The sequence below is a fragment of the Corynebacterium tuingiense genome (assembly GCF_046718165.1).
GTDB lineage: Bacteria > Actinomycetota > Actinomycetes > Mycobacteriales > Mycobacteriaceae > Corynebacterium.
In genome coordinates, this window is record NZ_CP177101.1 from 1,841,730 (window position 1) to 1,856,657 (window position 14,928).

Consider the following 14,928-nt stretch of genomic DNA (forward strand, 5'->3'; position numbering starts at 1 on the left):
GCTTAACGTGCCAATTCCGCGATTCGTTTTACGGCCGCCTCAACGGCGAATTCGGGCTCGCCACCTTGGCCTTTAACGGCGGCATCCAGTTCAGAGACGAGGATGACGGCGGCGGTGATGTCATCGGCAGTCCAGCGCCTGGCTACCGGTTGGGTCATTTTTACAACGTACGGGGCAAGCCCGGTTTGGCTGGCAAGTGTGTACTGGTCCCCGCGGGCGGAATACAGGCGCGCGATGGCACCCACCTTATTGGCCAAGGCCGCGGCGATGGCCACGGGGCTGGCGCCGAGTTGGAGGGCGCGCCGGCAGGTAGAGACGGCGGCCTCAACGCGGCCGGCGACGGCGGCATCGGCAATGTCCCAATTGGCTACCTCGGCCACGCCGACGTAATAATTACGCACCGCTTCCTGCGTCACGTTTCCACCAGTATCGGCCACGAGCTGGGAGATGGCGGAGGCAAGCTCGCGGAGGTCGGAGCCGACGCCGTCGAGTACCGCGTGCACGACATCCGGGGTGGGGCGAACGCCGTGAGAGGCGAACTCGCGGGTGGCCCACTGGCCCAGCTCATTGGGGTAGAGCGAAAAGACTTCGTGCACCTCCGCAATCTTGCGCAGCTTCGCCACCAGCTCGGGCGCCTTCTTCTTTTTCTTCAGCGTCTTCGCGGCCACGGAATAGACCACCACCATGGTCATGCCCAGCGCGGGATTGGCGCAGGCGCGCAGGATGATATCGACTACTTCTTTCCCGGCGCGTTCGCAATCCGTGATGACGATGACGCGGTTATCGCCAAACAGCGACGGGCTGGTGGCCTCTAAGATTTCGCCCTCGGATACCTCGGAGGCCTTGAGCGTCATCAATTCAGGGCGGGTGGCCTCGCCTTCGGCCGCGGCCTTGTGGATGGTGTGGCGGGCGCGTTCGGTGAGGAATTCATCGTCGCCGAGAATGAGGTGTACAGGAGGCATGCCCATCATTTTAGCGCTAGGCGGCAAGCACACCCAGACAAGCGATAACCCCCGCCAAGGTCAGCCATGGCCGGTGATAGAGCAGCCCGGCGATGACCCATCCGTATCCCAGGAGCGTAAAGAGCGGGTGGGCGGTGATGGTGACCACGGGCAGGCTGGCCACGCCGTGGGCGATGGTATTGATCCACCACGACGCGGGTTCGATGAGTTTCAATAGCCCCGCGGCGACGATGCTCAAGGGGCCTAGCTGCGCGGCGATGGCCGCAAGCAGCCCCACCACTGTAATGGGTGCGGTGGCGGGCGCTACTAAGACATTGGCGAGAACCGAGACAACGGATACCTCGCCGGACATTAGCGCGATAAGCGGCAGGGTGAGGACATCGGCGGCAATCGCCACCGCGATAGCGCGCAGGAAGATGGCGGGCCAGCCGGTGACCGCGAGCTGGGAATAGATGAGCGGGCTCAGCATGACGATGCCGAAAGTCGCCGCGCACGATAGCGCGAAGCCAAAGTGCACCGCGAGGTCCGAATCCACAAAAAGGAGGGTGAGGATGCCGAGGCTGAGCGCGTGGATGGGTTCCATGGTGGAAGAGTGCAGCACCGCTAGCAGACCTACTACCCCGGCGACGGCCGCGCGCTGTACCGATGGTTCAAGGCCCACCAAGACGACATAGGTGGCTAGCGCGGCCAAGGACACCGCCACCCTAGTGCGCGGTCCGGCCGCACACGCAGCGCAGACGATGGCGGCAAAGGAACAGACGATGGCCACATTGGCACCGGATACAGCGCTGAGGTGCGATAGCCCGGTATCGATGTAGAGTTCGCGGTCCGCGGGGCTTTGCAGGGAGGTATCACCAAGCACCATGCCTGGGATGAGCCCCTGGCTGCTCGGGCCTACCGCCTCTAGTACGACCGCTCGGAAGTTATCGGCCACCCGTGCGGCCCAGCCGGCCACGCCCGAAGGTGGCGCGGCGATGCTCAAGTGGGAGGCGTTGGCTATAACGGTCCCGACTCCGGGTTGGTCGGACTCGGAAAGCTGAATCGCTGCCGTGACCTGCGTTCCGACGGGTGCGCTCAGTGGTTCGGGGCTAAAGACCGGAAGCTGCGCGGGGTAGCCTGGGACATCGAGCCGGATGAGCCAGCCGCCGGTGCTCGTTTGGGTCGGCGCGGTGACCACGCGGCCGGTAATCTCGCGGCCGAAGTCAAAGGCGGCCGCACGCGCCTGTCGCACGCCTGCTACGAAGGCGGCGGCGCTGGCAATCACGCCGCAAAAGATGGCTTGGCCCCAGTGCCGGGCGAGCAGGCATATTCCTACGACACTGCCGATGCACGTGACGGCCCACCCCTGCCCGAAAACCAGCACCGCGATGACCGCCACCCACGCGGTCAGGGCGCCGGGAAGCAAGCGGAGTTCTTTCATCGCGGCGTGGCCTCTTACGTCTACAGCTGCACGTTATCTTTGAGCTTGGCAAACTTGGCAGGGCCAATCCCACTGACCTCGAGGAGTTCCTCGACGTCCTTAAAACCCCCGCGCTCTTCGCGGAAGGAGACGATGGCTTCCGCGGTGACCTCCCCTACCCCGTTGAGATCCATGAGTTCGGCGGCGGTCGCGGAATTGAGACTGACTTTATCGCCGCCGGCGGGTGCGGCGGTGGGGGCATCGGCAAGCGCGGGGTCGGGCGGAGCACCTTGGGGCAGGATGTGGAGCTGCTGGCCATCGGCAAGCCGCTGCGCTTGGTTGAGCGTCATGGTCTCCGCCTCCGGCAAGGGCGTGGCGGCCGCGAGGGCATCGGCGACGCGGGCACCAGGCTCGAGGGTCTTCAGGCCGGGCGCTGCAACTTCGCCGACGACGGATACGACGATTTCGCTCGCCTCCGCGCTAGGCTCGGCGGTGGTACTGCCCATCGCCGCGGGTTCGGGCATGCCGGACTCATCCGAATTGCGGGTACTAAGGCCCAGCCAGATAATGACGCCCACCACCACAATGATGGCTACCGCGCAGGCCTGCCAGCGGCTGATGCGCACGCGCGGGCGCGGGTAATCGACGTGGAGGAGTTCTTCCTCGCCGGTGGGTTGGGTAAATTCGCGGAGTCGTTCGCTGATTTTGGGTGCCGCCATAGCCCACAGGCTAGGAAGCCGCCGCGTGCGGTGCGAGAACGTGGGCGGAGGCGCTGTGGATAAGTCGTTGTAGGAAGCAACCAAACGGGTCCTGGCGGGGTGGTTATCCACAATCGGGGGCGCACAGGCCGTCGGGCTTCGCCCGTGCGTGCGAGGGCCTAGGAGCTAAATACCGCAAATACCCCAATGGCGGAGGGTCCAGCGTGCACGGCGAGCACCTCGGTTAAGGGCGTAGTGATAAAGGACGTGCCTTCTGGCAGGGCATCGCGCAAGAGGCCCTGCAGCTCGTCCGCCGCCTCGCTAGCCTGATTGTGTTGAATGGCGATGAAGGCTGGATCCCCGGCGGCGCGGGCGGCGATGATCTCTACTACCTTGGTAAAAGCCTTTGTCTGCGTGCGGGTTTTTCCCACCAATTCCAGTTTGCCGTCCACGATGGACATAATCGGCTTGGTGGCTAAAAGCGCGGTGGACAACATGGCGGTGGCGGCAGACATGCGGCCTGAGCGGCGCATATCCTCCGTGGAATGCAGGTACACCCAGGTAGCCGCGCGCTCGATGCTGTCTAGCGCCGCCGCGTGGCATTCTTCCAGCGCTTTGCCCTGTGCTGCCTTGGTGGCCGCCGCCATCGCCGCCGCGCCCATGACCATGCCGGCAGAGCCGGAATCGATAACGCGAACCGTATCGGGGAAAACCCCAGCCGCGGCCACCGCGGCCGACCACGTGGACGAAAGCTCCTTGGACAGGTGAATGGCGATGACGCCATCATCCTGTGCCTTTTCCATCTCCCGGCCGTAGGCAGCGGCCAATTCGAGGGAGGAAAGGCCCGAAGTGGTGCGCAGTTTTCCGCCCTTATCCTCGCTATCCATCACGTGCAGGTCAATGACGGTGATATCGAGTTCTTCAGCAATCTCTGGGGGCAGGCTGGCCGCGGAGTCAGTAATGACGCGAACGGTCACTAGGTATCTGCCCCTCCATCACCGGTGACCTCGCCACCCATATTCCAGCCATCGAAGTACCACTGCGCACTCGTCACCGTCTGCGGCGTAAATTCCAGCGAGGTCACGGGGGTTTCCGGATTGAAATCCGGGCGGGCGGTCAGTTGCGACCAGTGGGTATTTTTCAGACCGGACAAAATGCCGTACTGTCCGTGATCCAGACCCAACAGGTGGCACGTCAGCGCGGAGATGGCGCCACCGTGGGCGACGATGAGCACGGCGCCGTCATCCCAGCCGGAAAATTCCTGCATGAGCTCGTCGACGACCGGGCGTGCGCGCCGCGCCACATCTACGCGGGACTCGCCTTCTGGCGGCGCCCAGGTGGGATCGTGGCGCCAGATGGCACGGGCGCCGGGAAATTCAACATCCACTTCGGCAGAGCTCTTGCCTTGCCACTGCCCCAGATTGGTCTCGCGCAGGCGGGGATCCGTAGAAAAGTCCAGGCCGAGCGATTCTGCCACCACCCGCGCGGTTTCTCGCGCGCGCTGCAAGTCGGAGGCGACGATTTTTACCACGCCCTGATCCCGGAGCAGGCGGGCGGCGGCGCGGGCCTGCTCATAGCCGACATCGGAAAGCTCAGTGTCCAAGTGGCCCTGCATGCGGCCGGAGGCATTGTAGGTGGTTTGTCCGTGGCGGATCAGAATCAGGCGGCGGCTCATGGTGGGGTTAAAGCTCCTCGTCCTCGCCAGGGGCCTTTTGCGCCAATGGCAGCTCATCAATGGAATCCACGGTGCGCGGATTGATGCCGTTGGTCCAATCGCCGGGGCGCTCGGGTGGCTCAATGCCCTCGATGTCCACCAAAGGGCAATCGTGGTAGAGGCGGTCGAGCCCATAGTGCTCCCGCTGGTCCGTGCGCTGCACGTGGATGACGATATTGCCATAATCCAACAGCACCCAGCGGTTTTCGCGGTTGCCCTCGCGGCGCTGCGGCTCGAAGCCCTGAGCCGTCATCTGGTCCTCCACCTCATCCACGATGGAGCCGACCTGGCGCTCGTTATCGGCAGAAGCCAGCACAAAAACCTCGGTGATGGCGAGGACATCGGAGACATCGATTGCTGCGATATTGCTTGCTAGCTTGTCCTGTGCGGCATGCGCCGCGGTTGCCGCCATGCGGCGGGCGAGATCAGAAATAGACAATGTATAAAAATTCCCTTTTCGCGTCTGGTGAGGAAGTGTCTTTTAGCTGTCTATTCTTGCACGTTCGGCGCGATTGTGCCCAAACTTGAACTATAAAGGTTTATCCGGCTGCGCCGAGTAGAGGTTATTTTTGGTGATGTATTGCACCACCCCATCCGGAACCAGGTACCACACCGGGCGGTTTTGGGCGGCCCGCTCGCGGCAATCCGTGGAAGAAATGGCCATGGCCGGGATATCGATAAGGTTGATATCCTCCCGCGAACCGGCGGGCAGCATGTCCGTACTCAGCTCGTAGCCCGGGCGCGTGACGCCCACGAAGTGCGCCATTTCCAGCATCTCTTCCCAGTTATGCCAGCTCATAATGGATTGCAGGGAATCCGCACCGGTGATGAAGTAAAACTCGGCGTCCGGAAAAAGCTCGCGCAGATCCCGCAGGGTATCGATGGTATAGGTAGGGCCCTTGCGGTCGATGTCCACGCGGGAGACGGTAAAGCGCGGGTTGGAGGCCGTTGCCACCATGGTCATCAAATACCGGTGCTCCGCGGCGGTGACCTCGCGGGAGGCCTTCTGCCACGGTTGGCCGGTGGGCACAAAGACTACGGTATCGAGGGCAAAGCGGTGCGCCGCCTCGCTGGCGGCGACCAAGTGGCCATTGTGGATTGGATCAAAGGTGCCGCCCATGATCCCAATGCGCTGGGAATTAGTCATGGCTGGAGAGTATAGCCGCTACCCTGCTGGGGAGTTAAGCCAGCCAGCCACGGTATCGGCCACGCGGGCATTGTCCTGTTCCACTGCCGCATCGCCCTCACTATCGCGGAAATACGAGGCGTGGTGGGCGGCCTTGGTGGCCAGGGTGTCTTTGGCATTGCGCAGGTTGAGGTCGCAGACGAAGTCGCCGGCAAGGCAGTAATCGATCCGGCGATCGGCCGACAGTGCGGCGCTGTGAGGAATGAGATATCGCGGAATCGGCCCGGCCATGCCGTCGGGACGCCGCAAGGGATTGCCCAGGTAGATCGCCCCGGCAAGCTTGTCCTGGGACGCGAGGTAGCGCTCCGCGCTGGTGGCGATAATGGCTCCCTGCGAATACCCAGCGGTGATATAGCGCGGGCTGCAGCCGGTTTCCTCTTCGTACTTCTCCACCACGCGCGGCGCGTTATTCATGCCGCTGCGCAGGCTCTGCACAAAGCCGACGGTGACCTGATAGACCAGCTCGTGCAAGGGGTGTTCCAGCAGCACCCCGCCCAAGCGGCGCATCAGCTGCAGCAGGCCCAGGTTTTCGCCCTCTTGGGCCAACGGTGGAAGGTTCATAGAGGCCGGATATGCATCCGCATCCAACGCCAGCACGTAAGCATTATCCATGGTTCCGGGGTGGCGTTGTTCTACCAGGTGGAAGAGCGCTGCGAGGTTGGGACCTTCATAGCCATTGGATTCCGCGCCCTAGTCCGAATAGCGCTGCGGGCCGAAGTACTCCCCGTGTTCCTCATTTTGGTCCGAGCCGCGCGCGGCAAGGAATACATAGTCGGGGCAGGTCTCGGCCGGCGGATGAGTCTCCCCCGCTGCCGCGACAGGTGTGAGCACAGACATGCCAAGCGCCGCCGTGGCGGAGATAGCTACAAAGCCAGCGGCGGCGCGAGAGAGAGGAAAAAGGCGCACGTTCTTATGGGCGTACGTGACCGGTGCCTTGGAGGACCCACTTGGAGGAGGTCAGCTCCGGCAGGGCCATTGGGCCACGAGCGTGCAGCTTCTGGGTAGAAATACCGATTTCTGCACCCATGCCGTAGACCTCGCCATCGGTGAAGGCAGTGGAGGCATTCAGCATGACGGCTGCGGCATCAACCTCGTTGCCGAACTTGACCAAGACGTCCGCATCCTGGGCGGCGATGCCCTCGGTATGGCCGGTGGTAAATTCCGCGATGTGGGCGATGGCAGCGTCAACGCCGTCGACCACCTTCGCACAGATATCCATGGACAGCGACTCTTCGCGCCAGTCCTCCTCGGTAGCCTGAACAACGTCCGTGGCGCCGAAGCCCTCGAGCTCGTCTACATCACCGTGGACGGTGACGTCTGCGTCCTGGAGGGCGCGGACGATACGCAGCTTGGTGGCATCATCAAGCGCGGCATCAATAAGCACGCACTCGGTGGAGTTGCAGACAGAGGTGCGGCGGGTCTTGCCGTTGATGACCATGTCGATGGCCTTGTCCATATCGGCCGAAGCATCGATGTAGAAGTGGCAGTTGCCGGTACCGGTCTCGATGGCCGGAACGGTAGCGCCGGTAACTACAGCCTCGATGAGCTTGGCACCGCCACGGGGAATGACTAGGTCCACCAAGCCGCGGGCGGTAATCAAGTCCTGGACGGAATCGTGGGTCTCACAGGGCAGGAGCTGGACTACCTCGCGCGGCAGATCAAACTCTGCAAGGGTGTCCTGCAGGAGCTCCACCAGCTTGGTATTGGAGTTGCGCGCGGACTTGGAACCGCGCAGCAGCGGCACGTTGCCGGATTTCAAAGCGAGGCCGAAGGCATCCACGGTGACATTCGGGCGGGCCTCGTAGACCATGCCCATCACACCGAGCGGGACGCGCACCTGCTTCATCTGGATGCCGTTATCCATGGTGCGGCCCTGCAGGATCTCGCCTACCGGGTCTTGCAGGCCAGCGACCTGGCGCAGGCCATCGGCAATGCCCTCGACGCGGGCAGCGTCCAAGGTCAGGCGGTCAATCAGGGAATCGGACATGCCGCGTTCGCGGCCTGCCTCAATGTCCTGCTGGTTGGCAGCAAGGATGTCATCGGTGTGGGCAATAAGATTTTCGGCTGCGCGCTGCAAGATTTCATTCTTACGCGGCGTGGACAGCTGCGCCACGATGGGCGCAACATCCTTAGCAGCACGGGCTTTGGACAGAACTTCTTCGCGTTCAGTGTTGCTCATGTCATACCAGAGTAACGTACCTGCCCGAGTTTTTCAGCTGCCCGCCTTTTATCTCACGCTTTGCCTCAATTGGGCAGGCCGCGCAGAGAAAACCACTTCCCTACCCTAGCCCGAAAGTGCAGTGAACCTCACAATACCAAATCTTATTGTTCAAACCCTTGAAACTTTTAATTGGGTGTGCTTATTCTTTGTTTGATAAGTTTCAGCCTGAAAAAGGAGCACTCATGAAAAAGAACGTGGCCAAGCTGGGCCTGATGTTGACCCTGAGCGGGCTCGCCCTCGCCGCCTGCAGCACGAATGACGGCGGCAGCGGTTCCAACGCGGGCTCCGGTTCGGGCGACGATCAGACCATCAAGGCCGTCGCCACCACCACGCAGATTTGCGATTACCTCACCCAGATTGCCCAGGGTGGCATGACGCTTCACAAGGTGGATTCCAGCGGCAAGGAGACCACCGAGGGAGGGGGTGATACCACCCTCGATCTCACCTGCCTGCTGGCACCGAATGCCAGCGCGCACGAGCATGAGATGACCCCGCAGCAGATGAGTGCCATGGCGGATGCGGACTTCCTCTTTAAAAACGGCGTTGACCTCGAGCACTTCCTCGATAACGCCGTGGAGTCCTCCGGCTTCGACGGCGAGACCATCGTCACTGCAGGCGATGACGATTCCAACCACAAGGTAGACCTTCGCCCGTGGCCCTTCCCCGGCGAGGACGGCGAGGAACCGGAATTCACCCACGACCCACACGTATGGACCTCCCCCAAGAACGCCAAAATCCAGGTACAAAACATCGTGGATGCCTTGGCCGATAAGGAACCATCCGTGAAGGAAGTCGGTGAAAAATACACCAAGCAGCTCGACGAGCTGGATAAATGGGTCACCGAGTCCTTAGAGACCGTCCCTGAGCAGGACCGCGTGCTCTTTTCATCGCACGATGCCTTCGGCTACTTCTCCAACGACTATGACGTGGAGTTCATCGGATCCGCGCTCACGGACTTCAATAACCAACAGGATGCTACTTCCTCGCACATCGAGGATGCCGCCAAGGAGGTCCGCGATTCCGGTGCCAAGGCCATCTTCGCGGAAAACTCCAATAACTCTAAGTCCATCGAAGCCATCGCCCGCGCCGCAGGTGTCAAGGCCATTACGGATGAAGACGCCTTGTACGGCGATTCCTTGGGCGTGCCGAATAGCGACGGCGCCACCTACATCGGCTCCATCATCCACAACGTCACTACCCTGGTAAAAGCCTGGGACGGTGAAGCGGCCGATCTGCCAGACAGCCTGGATAACGCATAATGAGTGCACCGCTTCTAAAGCTTTCCCATGCCTCCTGTGGCTATGGCACCACCACCATCGTGGACAATGTCTCCTTAACCATCCACGAAGGTGAGGCCATCGCGCTGCTGGGGGCTAATGGTGCCGGTAAGTCCACGCTCTTAAAGGCCATCGCTGGCCTTGCGACGCTGCGCGGCGAGCACGAGCGCACGGCGACGCTGGGATATGTTCCCCAGCACCACACCTGCGATCCCACTTTCCCCGTCACCGCTGGCCGGGTCGTGGAAATGGGCCTGCTCAATAAGGCCTCGTGGTGGGAGCGCATGGGCAGCATGCGCCGCCTGCACCCGCAAATAACGCAAGCGCTGGAACTCGTCGGCATGACGGATAAGGCGAAGACGCGCTGGGACAAGCTATCGGGCGGGCAGCGCCAACGCATATTCATCGCCCGCGCGCTCGCCTCGCACCCTGACCTCGTGCTCATGGACGAGCCTTTCAATGGCCTTGATCAGGATAGCAGGCAGGTGCTTTTAGGGATCATCGCCAAGCTTAAGGAAAGCGGGGTTGCCCTGCTCATTTCCACCCACGATCCCATTTTGGCGCAGCGCGCCTGCGATGCCGGAATGCTCATCGTGGACGGCCACAGCGAGGTCCTTGATACCGAGGATGCCGTCGAGCGCTACCTGGAGGCCACGTCGGTATTTCAGGGGGAGATGTGACGCTTCTGCTTACTGCTCCTTATATGCAGCGCGCGGCCCTCTTTTTGCTGTGCGTGGCCTTGACCGGCGCGATAGTCAGCGTGGTGGTCAACCTGCGCCGCATGGAATTTAGCGTCGAGGCGCTGGTCCACTCGGTATTCCCGGGCATCGTCATTGGCCTGGCCGTGGCGGGGTTTCCCGGCATCTTGCCCGGTGCCGCCGCTGCTGCAGGCATCGCGGTGCTTATTTTGGCGCGCCTTAATTCCGGCGGCGATGGCCACGATCATGAGTCCGGCACCGCGGTGGTACTGACCTTGATGTATGGCATCGGCGTGGTCATCAGCCTCGCCGTGGGGGATCGCTCCGGCCAGCTGGAGGCCCTTATGTTTGGCCGCCTGCTCGATATCACCACTGACCGCATGATCCCCTCGATCATCTTGTGTGCGGTTGCCGCCCTGCTCATCCTGGCCACCTGGCGCTCGCAAGTCGCCGTAGCCTTTGACCGCGAATCAGCGCACGCCACCGGCATCCGCGTGGGGCTAGTCGATGTCATCGCCAACGTAGCGGTGGGCCTTATCGTCGTCGCCGCGAGCTCCGCCATCGGCGTGTTGCTCGTCTTGGGTTTCGTCGTGGTACCAGGCCTGGTCGGGCGCGTCTTAGCCAGTACCCCGGTGCAGATGCTCCTGTGGGCGCTGGTCGGCGCGGTGCTAGCCGTATGCGTAGGCCTGTGGCTCATGCTTTCGGTAACCTCCCACCAGATTTCCCCGCAGGCCATCGTCGCGCTGTCGCTTTCCCTGACCGTTCCGCTCGCACTTTTAGGCAGGCGCATATGGGTGTCTTAACATTGCCATTCTTCGAAGCCATCGCGGTGGGTTGCCTCTCCGGGCTGGTGGGCACGCTCATGGTGCTAGGCAACCGCGTCTTTTTTGCCGAAAGCCTCTCCCACGGCACCTTTCCCGGCGCGGTCATCGGCGTCGTCGTGGCCAATGCGGTGGGCGCCAACTTAAGCGATGGGCTCATGCTCGGCTCCGTGGCGGTCTGCATTCCGCTGGCGATTTTCATGCATTACCTGGGTAAGGTGCATGGCGTATCCTCTACCGCTGCGGCGGGCACCACGCTCACCCTGGGCTTTGCGCTGGGCATTTTGCTACTGCGCTGGTTTCAGCCGCTGCCGCTGCACGTCGATAGCTTCCTGGTGGGCTCGCTCACCACGGTCAACCACCGCGATGTCGCCGTCGCGGCTGGCCTTGTCATTATCTGTTTGCTGGCGGTATTGGCCTGCCGGCGCCGCCTCTTCCAGGCCTATTTCGACCCCAGCACGTCCCCGCATAGCGGGCTTTACGATGCCCTGACGCTCGGCCTTATCTGCTTGACGATGGCCGCCGTCATCCCCGCCGTCGGCACCATCTTGTCCATTGCCCTACTCGTGGCCCCGGCCGCGGGCCTGCGCCCGTGGGTATCGCGCCCAGAGGCGCTGCTTATCGGGGCGGGCATCATTGGTATCACCATCGCGGTCGCCGGGCTTTTTATCGCCGCGCACTTAAGCCTTTCGGCCGGCGGCACCATCGCCATTGTGGCCGGCGTCTTTTACCTCGCCAGCATGACGGCCTATAAGGCGATTTCCTAACGTGCGGCGCGGCATGGCGTCGCACGGCGCGGCGCAGCACTGCGTTGCTGCGCCGCGCGTTAATTAGACGAGGACAGGCGGACTGTGATCTCGCGGGCGGCCACCTCCGCCAGCGACATCTCGCCGCCTTTGGTCTGCACCGTCAATAAGCCGGCCACGCTATCGCTTACGCGCAGCTCATTGCCCAGCTCCACCCCAAAGCGGTCGAGGTAGCGCAATAGGCCAGGATCCTCATCGCAGACGCGCTCCACGGTCACGGGCGCATCGAGCGGGGCGCTGGCGAGCGTGAGCGTGCCAAGATCCTCGATCCCGCCGCCAATATCGGGAATGGGATCGCCGTGCGGATCGCGGTCGGGGGATCCCAGCAGCGCATCGATGCGGCCAATAAAGCGATCGGAGCAGGCGTGCTCGAGGCGATCAGCGTCCTCGTGCACCTCGTCCCAGGAATAGTCCAGGGTCTCTACCAAGAAGGTTTCTAAAAGCCGGTGGCGGCGCACCATCTGCATCGCCAGCTCGCGGCCCGCAGGGCTCAATGAGACGCCCTGATAGCGCTCATGCTCCACCAGCCCTTGAGCGGCGAGCTTTTTAATCGCCTCTGAGGCAGTAGGCACCTTTTGATCCAGGCGCCCCGCCACATCCTTCAGCCCCACTGGGGCGCCGCCGGAATGCTCCGATAAGTCCCACAGAACTTTGAGGTAGTCCTGGCTGCGGGTAGGGAGTTCTTCTAGGTGCATGTCCACCATCTTAATAATCGTGCTTGTGTTGCCCTTGGATAAGTGTTAAATTAGCAGTAGTTCAACACATTGAACTTTTAATTTCACTTGCCACGGACAGTGGGCGGTACGTCCTTTCTTCGGTACACACACGACGCACCCAGGCTTCGCTGTCCGTGGCTCTTAAGCTTTCTAGTATCCCGCCTCCGGATCTACCTGGGTGGGCATGGGCTCACCCTTATCCCACGCGGCGGCATTGGCATTAAAAATATCGCCCATGTGGTACTGCGCCACGTGCTTTGTTGCCCCGATGTGCGGGGTCATGGTGCAATTGGGCAGGGAGAGCAACGGGTGGCCATCGGGAAGCGGCTCTGGGTCCACAACTTCCAAGCCGGCCCCGGCGATTTCACCCTCGCGCAGGGCATCCACGAGGTCATCGGTAACCACGGTGCTGCCGCGCCCGACGTTGATAAACAGCGAGGACGGTTTCATGGCGCGGAACTTTGCGGCATCGATTAGCCCCTCCGTTTCCTGCGTGGCGGGCAGGATGCAGAAAATAACATCGGCCTCGCCCCACACGTGTGCGGCATCAGCCATGGCAACCACCTCATCGGCGCCCTCCACGGGGCGCCCAGAGCGATTCACGGCGGTGATGTACACCCCAAAGGGCTTGAGCAGGGCAATGAGCTGCTTGCCGATGCCACCAGCACCCAAAATCGCTACCTTCTTCGGCCCCTGCTGGTCATAGATCCACTCCTGCGCTTCATCCAGCTCCTTGGCCACCGACCAGGTGCCGGCCTGCACAAAGGCCTTGTGCTGATGAGCTTGGGAGAGCAGTAGGCCCAAGGCGCATTCGGCCACCGGCTTGGCAAAGGCGCCGGCGGAATTGCACCACGGCAAGCCCTCAGGGGTAATCAATCCAGCATCAATGAGTTGGTTTACACCGGTAAAACAATGCTGCACCCAGCCGATATTGTCCGGCATCTCTGGGATGCGGCGTGGGCTGGGTGTGTTATTGACATAAACCTCTGCGTCTTCGAGGTTTTCTACGCGTTCGTGGCCGGCAGCGCTTAAGTCATCGACCATCGGCTGCCACGTTTCTGGTCCCATAAAATACTTCATGGGACCAGCGTACGGCACTTAGCTAGATGCGAGAGGCGAAGTTGGACAGGTAATCCGCGTGCACGACGGAGCGGCGCTTATCTTCTGGCAGCTCACTCATCTGCATGCCCTTGATGGCGTTCAATTCCTCGGAATCGAAGCGGACCTCACCGCGGCCGATAACCTCGCCCTTCGGGCCCAAGATATCGATGATCTCGCCCTTGTTGAATTCACCGCGGACATCGGTAATACCCACGGCGAGCAAGGAGGTACCGCCCTTGGTCACGGCCTCCTTCGCGCCCTCATCCAGGCGCACGGCTCCGCCGGTATCGGCGCAGTAGAGTGCCCAGAACTTCCAGGCCGAAAGCTGGCGTTCCTCGCGGGTGTGGAAGACGGTGCCCACGGAGGCATCGGAAAGCGCGGGGCCGATATTATCGGTAGAGGTCAACAGCACAGGGATACCGCCGCGGGTGGCCAGGCGGGCGGCCGAGACCTTCGTGGCCATGCCGCCGGTGCCGACCTTGCCGCCATCGCCGGCAACAACGCCCTTGAGGTCCTTACCGGTGCGCACCTCGTCGATGAACTTCGCATCCGGCTCGGCCGGATTCTTGTCATAGAGGCCATCAACGTCAGAGAACAGGAAGAGCGCGTCTGCGCCCACCAAGTTGGCGACCAAGGCCGACAGGCGGTCGTTATCGCCGAAGTGCATCTCAGAGGTAGCAACGGCGTCGTTTTCGTTCACGATGGGAATGGTGCGCAGCTGGCGCAGACGATCAATGGTGCGCTGCGCGTTGCGGGCGCGGTCGCGGTGTCCGGCATCGGAGGCCGTAAGCAGCACCTGACCGATGGTGCGCTGATAACGCGCAAAGGAACGGCCCCACTCATAGGCGAGGTGTACCTGGCCCACAGACGCCGAAGCCTGCTTCGTAGCCAGGTCGGTGGGGCGCTGGTGCAGGCCGAGCGGGCCCATACCGGCAGCAACCGCACCGGAGGAAACGATGATGACATCGGAGCGTCCCATGCGTGCGTGGACAGCATCAACGATGTGATCGATCTTTTCCTGCGCCACGCGGAAATTCTCATCCGTCAGCGACGAGGAACCAATCTTTACAACGACGCGCTTGGCCTCAGCGATAGAGTTGCGCAATTCGGATTCAAACCCGGAGGCTATCGGGTTTTCATCAAGGGCTTCGGGGAACGGAGTATCAGCGGTAGGGCCATCAAACGGCTCTACGGGGAGCGGAAGAATGGGCTCTTTCTGTTGATCAGAAGACATAACTCAATAGTGTACAAAGCTTATGCCTCCCGCCCCCTTCATTGGGGCACATTTCTCCCATGTGCGCAGCATAATGCGTCTGAACTGGGGGCAAT

Annotated in this window: 17 protein-coding genes; 4 read left to right on the forward strand and 13 right to left on the reverse strand. The window is 62.0% G+C overall.

Features of this window, described 5'->3' with window-relative positions:
• Nucleotides 1–2: 2 nt before the first annotated feature.
• The 10 genes from holA to ACLI1T_RS08795 form a co-directional block, all read right to left on the reverse strand.
• The gene (gene holA / locus ACLI1T_RS08750) at nt 3–971 is read right to left on the reverse strand and encodes a DNA polymerase III subunit delta (RefSeq protein WP_411702450.1); all 969 of its coding nucleotides are present in this window, start codon (nt 969–971) and stop codon (nt 3–5) included.
• A 7-nt stretch (nt 972–978) separates the two neighbouring features.
• The gene (locus ACLI1T_RS08755; RefSeq protein ID WP_411702451.1) at nt 979–2,382 is read right to left on the reverse strand and encodes a ComEC/Rec2 family competence protein; all 1,404 of its coding nucleotides are present in this window, start codon (nt 2,380–2,382) and stop codon (nt 979–981) included.
• A 20-nt stretch (nt 2,383–2,402) separates the two neighbouring features.
• A complete protein-coding gene (locus ACLI1T_RS08760) occupies nt 2,403–3,080 on the reverse strand; it encodes a ComEA family DNA-binding protein (protein ID WP_411702452.1) in 678 nt (225 codons plus the stop codon).
• Nucleotides 3,081–3,238: 158 nt separating this feature from the next.
• Complete coding sequence (locus ACLI1T_RS08765) at nt 3,239–4,036, reverse strand: DegV family protein (RefSeq protein ID WP_411702453.1); 798 nt, start codon at nt 4,034–4,036, stop codon at nt 3,239–3,241.
• Nucleotides 4,036–4,734, reverse strand: a complete 699-nt coding sequence (locus tag ACLI1T_RS08770; protein ID WP_411702454.1) for a histidine phosphatase family protein — start codon at nt 4,732–4,734, stop codon at nt 4,036–4,038. The genes ACLI1T_RS08765 and ACLI1T_RS08770 overlap by 1 nt, the downstream gene beginning before the upstream one ends.
• Before the next feature lie 7 nt (nt 4,735–4,741).
• Nucleotides 4,742–5,185 (reverse strand): ribosome silencing factor, encoded by a 444-nt coding sequence (rsfS, locus tag ACLI1T_RS08775; RefSeq protein WP_198010486.1) that lies wholly within the window; start codon nt 5,183–5,185, stop codon nt 4,742–4,744.
• Nucleotides 5,186–5,302: 117 nt separating this feature from the next.
• The gene (gene nadD, locus ACLI1T_RS08780) at nt 5,303–5,920 is read right to left on the reverse strand and encodes a nicotinate-nucleotide adenylyltransferase (protein WP_411702455.1); all 618 of its coding nucleotides are present in this window, start codon (nt 5,918–5,920) and stop codon (nt 5,303–5,305) included.
• An 18-nt stretch (nt 5,921–5,938) separates the two neighbouring features.
• Nucleotides 5,939–6,571 (reverse strand): cutinase family protein, encoded by a 633-nt coding sequence (locus ACLI1T_RS08785; RefSeq protein ID WP_411702456.1) that lies wholly within the window; start codon nt 6,569–6,571, stop codon nt 5,939–5,941.
• A gap of 78 nt (nt 6,572–6,649) precedes the next feature.
• A complete protein-coding gene (locus ACLI1T_RS08790; RefSeq protein WP_411702457.1) occupies nt 6,650–6,865 on the reverse strand; it encodes a hypothetical protein in 216 nt (71 codons plus the stop codon).
• Nucleotides 6,866–6,869: 4 nt separating this feature from the next.
• A complete protein-coding gene (locus ACLI1T_RS08795; protein ID WP_411702458.1) occupies nt 6,870–8,138 on the reverse strand; it encodes a glutamate-5-semialdehyde dehydrogenase in 1,269 nt (422 codons plus the stop codon).
• 224 nt (nt 8,139–8,362) lie between these two features.
• Here ACLI1T_RS08795 and ACLI1T_RS08800 point away from each other — a divergent pair, with 224 nt between their 5' ends.
• From ACLI1T_RS08800 to ACLI1T_RS08815, 4 genes are read left to right on the forward strand one after another with little or no spacing between them, the layout of a single operon-like run.
• Nucleotides 8,363–9,439 carry a metal ABC transporter substrate-binding protein gene (locus tag ACLI1T_RS08800; RefSeq protein WP_349852857.1) on the forward strand — a complete coding sequence of 359 codons (1,077 nt, stop codon included), beginning with the start codon at nt 8,363–8,365 and terminating at the stop codon, nt 9,437–9,439.
• A complete protein-coding gene (locus tag ACLI1T_RS08805; protein WP_284771602.1) occupies nt 9,439–10,137 on the forward strand; it encodes a metal ABC transporter ATP-binding protein in 699 nt (232 codons plus the stop codon). Before ACLI1T_RS08800 ends, ACLI1T_RS08805 begins: the two co-directional genes overlap by 1 nt.
• Nucleotides 10,134–10,958 (forward strand): metal ABC transporter permease, encoded by an 825-nt coding sequence (locus ACLI1T_RS08810; RefSeq protein ID WP_023023529.1) that lies wholly within the window; start codon nt 10,134–10,136, stop codon nt 10,956–10,958. Before ACLI1T_RS08805 ends, ACLI1T_RS08810 begins: the two co-directional genes overlap by 4 nt.
• Nucleotides 10,946–11,743 carry a metal ABC transporter permease gene (locus ACLI1T_RS08815; RefSeq protein WP_023023531.1) on the forward strand — a complete coding sequence of 266 codons (798 nt, stop codon included), beginning with the start codon at nt 10,946–10,948 and terminating at the stop codon, nt 11,741–11,743. Before ACLI1T_RS08810 ends, ACLI1T_RS08815 begins: the two co-directional genes overlap by 13 nt.
• A 59-nt stretch (nt 11,744–11,802) precedes the next feature.
• On the opposite strand, the gene ACLI1T_RS08820 is transcribed toward ACLI1T_RS08815, so the two are convergent.
• From ACLI1T_RS08820 to proB, 3 genes are all read right to left on the reverse strand, one after another.
• Nucleotides 11,803–12,477 carry a metal-dependent transcriptional regulator gene (locus ACLI1T_RS08820; protein ID WP_034659051.1) on the reverse strand — a complete coding sequence of 225 codons (675 nt, stop codon included), beginning with the start codon at nt 12,475–12,477 and terminating at the stop codon, nt 11,803–11,805.
• Between the two features lie 171 nt (nt 12,478–12,648).
• Entirely contained in the window at nt 12,649–13,578 is a 930-nt protein-coding gene (locus ACLI1T_RS08825) for a D-isomer specific 2-hydroxyacid dehydrogenase family protein (RefSeq protein ID WP_411702459.1), read from the reverse strand.
• A 22-nt stretch (nt 13,579–13,600) separates the two neighbouring features.
• Nucleotides 13,601–14,833 carry a glutamate 5-kinase gene (proB, locus tag ACLI1T_RS08830; protein WP_023023537.1) on the reverse strand — a complete coding sequence of 411 codons (1,233 nt, stop codon included), beginning with the start codon at nt 14,831–14,833 and terminating at the stop codon, nt 13,601–13,603.
• Between the last annotated feature and the right edge of the window lie 95 nt (nt 14,834–14,928).